A 6243-nucleotide genomic window follows, 5' to 3' on the forward strand; every position below is an offset into this window, starting at 1 on the left:
CGCGAGCCCCCACCCCTAGCGGCCCCACATTCAGCTGGCCAGCGCGGCGACGACCACGCGAGGAGCCGGCAACGCGGCCATCTCGGCACGCAACGCACTCGCACCGGCGCGCAGCGTTTCGTCCATCAGCCGGGAAATCCCTTCTGCGGCACCAGAAATCCCGGCACCAGCTGCCGTGACACGAGTGCTGAAAGCGGACTCGGTCAACGACAGCTGCGGCAGTCCGTACGCCACCGCGGCAAGCGCCAAAGTCTCGTCACCGTCGTGCACGACCGCGGCACACGTCGGCAGCACGGCGGCCGGTGGCGCGGTGTCGACGAGCTTCATTTTCTGCGGCAGTTCGAGGCCAGCGGGCAAGTCAGCCGCGCAGACGATTTCAGCGTCCACATCGGACACTGCCCGAAACACCGGCTCATACCACGAAGGATCATTCAGCGAGAGGAGAATGCGAGCACGGCGTGCCTTGCGACGCAACCAAGTCGGCACCTCGACCGGACCGAAGTACGGCACGTGCCGCAGCGGCTGTCCGGGAGATTCCCGCAGCGAAGGCGGAACGACATCGAGCGTGAGGTCCGCAGCAGCGTCCGGCCCATCAGCCGGTCCCAGCACGCGCACTGCCTTCGCGTCGACCGCGCGAGCCGCAGCGATTCCGGCGGACGCATTCGAGACCACTACCGCGGGCCGCCACAGTTGGGCGAACTCGACCAGCGCGGCGGATTCGGTCAGCTCCGCGTCGCCGTCCTCCAGCTGGACGGCGACGCAGCCGGTGCGGAGGATGTGCTCGACGAACGCGGGCCGCCCGGCGATTTTCACGTCGTGCCCGGCGCTTCGCAGCGCCCACGCGAGGGGCACCAGGGTGTGGAGACGGGCCGTGGACGACGGCGCGGCCAGGAGTACACGCATGGGATCACTCCAGATACGACGAAAACCGGGCCGGCCCGGCGTGGACAGTCGTCACGAGACTATCCACGCCGGACCGGCCCGGCGTACCCCTAGAAACCGTTACTGGCCGGGCATTTTCACCGCTTCGATGGCGTTGCGGCGCATCGCCAGCCGCGCCGAGAGGGCGGTCGCCGGCCACACGATCAGGAAGATCGCGAGGACCACGGCGAGGAACACCCAGATCGGCCCGGACGGGATGATCTCGCCGGTCGTCAGCGCCATCGGCACCACAGTGAAGAGCGAGATCACGATGCCGAGCACCAGCCCGGTCACCGCCACGATCCCGCCTTCCACGAACAGCATCCGCCGAATCTGCCCGCGGTCCGCACCGGCGAGCCGTTGCGCACCGAACTCCCGGCGGCGAGCCAGTACGGCCACCGCGAGCGTGTTCACCGCGGCGATCGCGGCGTACGCGATGGCGAGCACGGCCAGCAGGTAGTTGATCAGCGCCTCGACGTCGGCACTCGCCTGGAAGCTCGCGGCGAGCGCACTGTCGTCGCCGACCGTGACCCCGGGCCAGTCCTTCGCCCGGTCGGACAACGCCGACACGAGCGCGCTGGCGTCACCGCCCTGCACGAGCACCTGCGACGCCAGGCCGCTGGTGGTGTGCGCGGCCAGGAGGTCGGCGGGCAGCACCATGCTCGCGTAACTGGACGGGCTGTCCAGCAGCGCGACCACAGTCACCGGGACCTGCGCCCCGTCGCCGAGCCGCATCTTGATCTTGGAACCGACCTTGACTTCGAGCTTGTCCGCGACCGACGCGGGCAGTGCCACGGAATTCCCGCGCAGTTGCGTCAGCGAGCCTTCGGTGACCTCGGTGGCGAGCACCGTGCCGCCCTGGTCCTGTGCGGCGACGCCCAGCAGCCGCAACGGGTCGCTTCCGTTGCCGTCGTAGGGATCCTCGACCCAGCCGGAGCTGGTGACGAGCGGCGACGACGTCGAAACCCCTGGCGTGCTGCGGATCTGCGCGAGTTCGTCCGGCGAGAACCCGCCCGCGGTCGACGTGACCACCGCGTCTGCCTTCAACTGCCCGGCGTACGCGGCGATCTGCGCTTTTTGGGCGGTGGTCTCGGAATACACGTTGCCGAGCGCGACCGCGCTGGCGAGCGTGATCGGCGTGAGCACCGCGGCGAACGCGACGGCCCGCGCCCGGGTGTTGATGACCGCGAGCGTGGCGTCGCGGCCGGCGACCCGGCGCACGAACGGACCGAACCGGTCCACCACCCAGGCGATGATCTCCGGGCCGAGCAGCGCGACGCCGATCGCTCCGGTGAGCACGGCCGGACCGCCGATCGCCGACGCGGTGTCGGCGGGCATGAAGATCGTGGTCGCGGCGAGCAAAACCGTGGCCGCACCGCAGATCAGCGCGCCCGTGCGGCGCAGCGCGTTCACCTTGACGCCCGGGATCGCCGCTTCGGCCAGCGCCTGGATGGGCCGGGCCCGGGCGGCGGCCAGCGCGGCGAACCACGCGGCGCCGAAGGTGATCGCGAGCGTGGCGATGATCCCGGCCGCGAACGCGATGATGTCCTGGGTGAAGGCGAGTTCGTCCGGCACGATGCCGAGCGAGCCGCTGGTGCTGAAGATCCAGTTTCCGAGCAGGCTGCCCAGGAACGCCCCGCACACCGCGGCGATGGCGCCGACCGCCATCGTCTCCATGATGACCATGCGGTGCACCTGTTTCGGCGTCGCCCCGGTCGCCCGCAGCAGCGCGAGTTCCTGCTGCCGCTGCCGTACGGTCAGGCTGATCGTCGCGGAGACGACCAGCGCCATCACGACCAGCACCATGCCGCCGAAGACGGCCGCGAGCAGGATCAGCGGGAGCTGACTTCCGCTCACGCCAAGGAATTCCGCCGAACCGCGGTCGTCGCCGGTCAGCACGGTGAGCGAGGGAACCTGTGCGGAAATCTTGCCCGCCAGGTCCGCCGCGTCCACGCCGTCCGCCGGGAAAACGCCGACGAGCCCGACCGTGCCGGGATGCGGGTTGAACCGCTGAGTGTCCGTGACAGAGAAGAAGAACGCGGGCGCCCGGACGGTCTGCGAAGGCTGCGCGATCCCGGAAACCTGGAACGACTGCCGCTGCCCGTTCACCGCCAGGTCAACGGCCGAACCCGCGTGCAGGCCAGCCGAGGACGCGGTGCTCGCGTCAAGGACCACCTGTCCCGGCGTGTTCGGAGCCGCGCCCTCGGTGAGCTTGTAACCGCCCAGCGAAGCCGAATCCCAGCCGTGTCCGGAAAGGACGGCCGCACCGGCCTCAGCGGGCGCGCCGTCGCGCAGCAGCACGGTCGCGAACGACACGTCCGGCACCGCTTGTCCGACGCCCTGCACCGCGGAGATCTTCGCGACCTGGTCCTCCGGCAGCACCGCACGCTCGGCGTACGGGACGACCTGGGATTCCTCGTCCGGCAGCTTGAACCCGGCGGACCCGCCGACCACGACCGGAGCCGCGGACAGCCGCTCCGGCGCGGCCTTCAGCACGATCGCCGTCTCGAACAGCCCGGCGCACGCGATCAGCAGACCGCAGCCGACGAGGATGGCGACGAACGACGCGAGCGACGCCGCCGCGCGGTACCGGAGGCTCGACAGCGCGAGCGCGAGCACCACTCGCCGCGAAGTCACCGCTGCCTCCGCGCTTGCTCGCCGAGGTGCGCCAGGGTGCTCGCGACCGCGTCGACGCTGGGCGAGGCCATTTGGGTGACGATCCGGCCGTCGACCAGGAACAGCACGTTGTCCGCGTGGGACGCCGCGACCGGGTCGTGGGTGACCATCACGATGGTCTGGCCCGCGCTGACCAGCTCGCGCATCAGGCCGAGCACCTCGAGCGCGGTGGTGGTGTCGAGCGCGCCGGTCGGCTCGTCGGCGAACACGACAGCCGGACGAGCGGCGAGCGCGCGGGCGATCGCGACGCGCTGCTGCTGCCCGCCGGACAGTTCGCCGGGCCGGTGCTTCACGCGTTGCGACAGCCCGACGCGCGCGATCACCTGGTCCACCCACGCCTTGTCCGGCGCGCGGCCGGCCAGGAGCGTCGGCAGCGTGACGTTCTGTTCCACGTTCAGCGCCGGCATCAGGTTGAACGACTGGAAAATGAACGCGACGTGCTCCCGGCGCAGCTCGGTGAGCTGGGTTTCGTTCTTGCCCTTGAGGTCGGTCCCCACAAGGGTGACCTGCCCCGAGGTCGGCGTGTCCAGCCCGGCCGCGCAATGCAGCAGCGTGCTCTTGCCGGAACCCGACGGGCCCATCACCGCGGTGAAGGTGCCTGCCGGGAAGGCGACGGACACGCCGGCCAGCGCTTCGACAGCGCTCTCGCCGCGGCCGTAGGTCTTGTGCACCGCGTCCAGCTGGACGGGTGTCGCCACGGAAGTGGTGGTGGGCACGTCGTTCACTCCGATCCGTTCCCGGAACCGCGGCGGTCGAGCGACCACCACACCGCGAGCACGATCGCGCCTCCGCCCAGCGTCCACAGCCAGAAGGGCGACTTGAAGGACATGCTGATGAGGCTCATCAGCAGCCAGATCACGAACTGGACGCCCGTGACGGCGGCCCAGGCGATCGTGACGATTCGGCGAGCGAGTCCGCTCCCGGAGCGGGTCTTCTCGGTGCTCTCCGACATGAGGCCCCCCAATACGGCTTCGACGGAGTCGGGATTAATTGTGTAAGGCTTGAACAGTTTAGCGGACCCCGGCTGATCGGGGAACCCCAGCCCTCACGGAGGGGTTTGCTCAGGACGCCCCGCCCGCTGTGGCCCGCGCCCGCCGGTCGAAGTCCCGGACGCTCCACACGCCCGCGACCAGCACTCCTCCGCCCAGGTAGACCCAGAGCAGCCAAAGCGGATCCCACTGCCCGCCGATGACGCCGATGCCGAACCAGACCAGCGTGTTGACGGCGGCGACCACCACCCAAAGCCCGAACGCGAGCTTCGGCGCCGCCTCCAGCAGCGGAGGCGGCGAACTCGAGGTGTGCCCCTCGACCGCGGCCCGCAACGCCGCATGCGACCCGGCAAGCCGAATCCGGGCCAGCCTGCGAGCAGCCTCCTGCCCGTCGCAAACCCCCTCGGAACGGGCGTGCTCAACCTCGGTCGCCGCCAGCTTCCGGTCCAACTCGGTCACCTTCCCGAACCCGAACCGGTTGGTCTCGCTCACGTTGGCTCGCCCCCAGACCAGATCAGTGTAAGACTTGCACAGTTTACTGAAAGACGTACCGGAGCGAAAGATGCCGATCGAGCCCGATCCCCGAGCCCTGCCGCCGGGCCTGTCCCCAGCCTGGCTGGGCGCCCCCCGCCCCCGCCGAGGACCGAAGCCGTCGCACACCGTAGAGGGCGTGGTGGCGGCCGCCGTCGAACTGGCCGACACCGAAGGCCTGGCAGCCGCGTCCCTGCCGAACATCGCGTCCGCCCTAGGCCTGACAACCAACGCGCTGTACCGCTACGTAGGCTCGAAAGACGAACTGCTAATCCTCCTGGCCGAGGCCGGCTTCGGCCCACCCCCGCCTGCCCCCGTCGGCCTGGACTGGCGCTCCGCCGTCCGCACGTGGGCCGACGCAGCAACCAAGCGATACGCAGCCCGCCCGTGGCTGCTGGACGTCCGCGAGAGCTTGACCCCACACCGCCTCCGCTGGACAGAACAACTCCTGGCCATCTTTGTTGAGGCAGGCTTGTCCACAGTGGACGCCCTGTCATGCGCAGAACTGGTCTCAGCAGTTGTCCGAGCCACAGCCGACCGCCGCCGAACGATCTCCGACCCAGACTCGCCGGAGTCGACCGAGTACGTGACCGAGGTGCGCGCCTTCCTGCACCCACGCCTGGCCGAAGGCAACTACCCGCACCTGGCTGAGTTAACGGAAGCCCGCGAATACCCAGCCGCCGCCCCCGAAGACTTCGCCCTGGAACGAGTCTTGGACGGAATCGCCGCCCTGCTCCCCTGAGCCAGTCCGTGAGGGGAACCCTGAGGGACTCTGATTCCCTCAGGGTTCCCCTCACGACCCGCGCGATCGCCGTGAGGGGCCCCTTCACGGACTCAGATTCCCTCAAGGGGCCCTTCACGGACCGCCCTCGCAGCCGCGACGCACCCAACGCGGCATTCGGTGCACCCCACGCACCCAACGCCATATTCCGTGCGTCACATGCACCCGATGCCACATTGGGGCGCTAACCAGCCCCCACCCCGCGAACCCAACGCGACCAGCCACCCAAGCCGCGCGCACCACCCACCCAACCGCAGCCAGCGCACCCGACCCACCAGTGCACCCACACCACCCCCGCACCCCGATACGAAGCCTTCTCTGCGGTCTTGGGGTGCTTGTCAAGGC

The 6243-nt window shown here is 69.8% G+C and carries 6 protein-coding genes; 1 reads left to right on the forward strand and 5 read right to left on the reverse strand.

From position 1 onward, the window contains the following. Positions 1-30: 30 nt before the first annotated feature. The 5 genes from D0D37_RS45325 to D0D37_RS45345 form a co-directional block, all read right to left on the reverse strand. On the reverse strand, positions 31-903 hold the full coding sequence (locus tag D0D37_RS45325) for a nucleotide disphospho-sugar-binding domain-containing protein (protein WP_116206737.1): 873 nt from the start codon (positions 901-903) through the stop codon (positions 31-33). Positions 904-1002: 99 nt separating this feature from the next. Continuing rightward, positions 1003-3558: an ABC transporter permease gene (locus D0D37_RS45330; protein WP_116206738.1), complete on the reverse strand. Its 2556-nt coding sequence runs from the start codon at positions 3556-3558 to the stop codon at positions 1003-1005. Next, a complete protein-coding gene (locus tag D0D37_RS45335) occupies positions 3555-4322 on the reverse strand; it encodes an ABC transporter ATP-binding protein (protein WP_116206739.1) in 768 nt (255 codons plus the stop codon). Before D0D37_RS45335 ends, D0D37_RS45330 begins: the two co-directional genes overlap by 4 nt. Beyond that, a complete protein-coding gene (locus D0D37_RS45340) occupies positions 4319-4549 on the reverse strand; it encodes a hypothetical protein (RefSeq protein WP_116206740.1) in 231 nt (76 codons plus the stop codon). Before D0D37_RS45340 ends, D0D37_RS45335 begins: the two co-directional genes overlap by 4 nt. A gap of 109 nt (positions 4550-4658) precedes the next feature. After that, on the reverse strand, positions 4659-5078 hold the full coding sequence (locus D0D37_RS45345) for a hypothetical protein (protein ID WP_208720566.1): 420 nt from the start codon (positions 5076-5078) through the stop codon (positions 4659-4661). A gap of 70 nt (positions 5079-5148) precedes the next feature. Between D0D37_RS45345 and D0D37_RS45350 the strand changes: the two genes are divergently transcribed. Next, complete coding sequence (locus tag D0D37_RS45350) at positions 5149-5859, forward strand: TetR/AcrR family transcriptional regulator (protein WP_116206742.1); 711 nt, start codon at positions 5149-5151, stop codon at positions 5857-5859. Positions 5860-6243: the final 384 nt, after the last annotated feature.

Source organism: Amycolatopsis circi, from assembly GCF_003385235.1.
In the GTDB taxonomy this organism is placed as follows: domain Bacteria; phylum Actinomycetota; class Actinomycetes; order Mycobacteriales; family Pseudonocardiaceae; genus Amycolatopsis; species Amycolatopsis circi.

Excerpts from the sequence above, each read along its gene's own strand:
- D0D37_RS45350 (WP_116206742.1), top strand. The coding sequence starts at position 5,149 with ATGCCGATCGAGCCCGATCCCCGAGCCCTGCCGCCGGGCCTGTCCCCA.
- D0D37_RS45325 (WP_116206737.1), bottom strand. The coding sequence starts at position 903 with ATGCGTGTACTCCTGGCCGCGCCGTCGTCCACGGCCCGTCTCCACACC.
- D0D37_RS45340 (WP_116206740.1), bottom strand. The coding sequence starts at position 4,549 with ATGTCGGAGAGCACCGAGAAGACCCGCTCCGGGAGCGGACTCGCTCGC.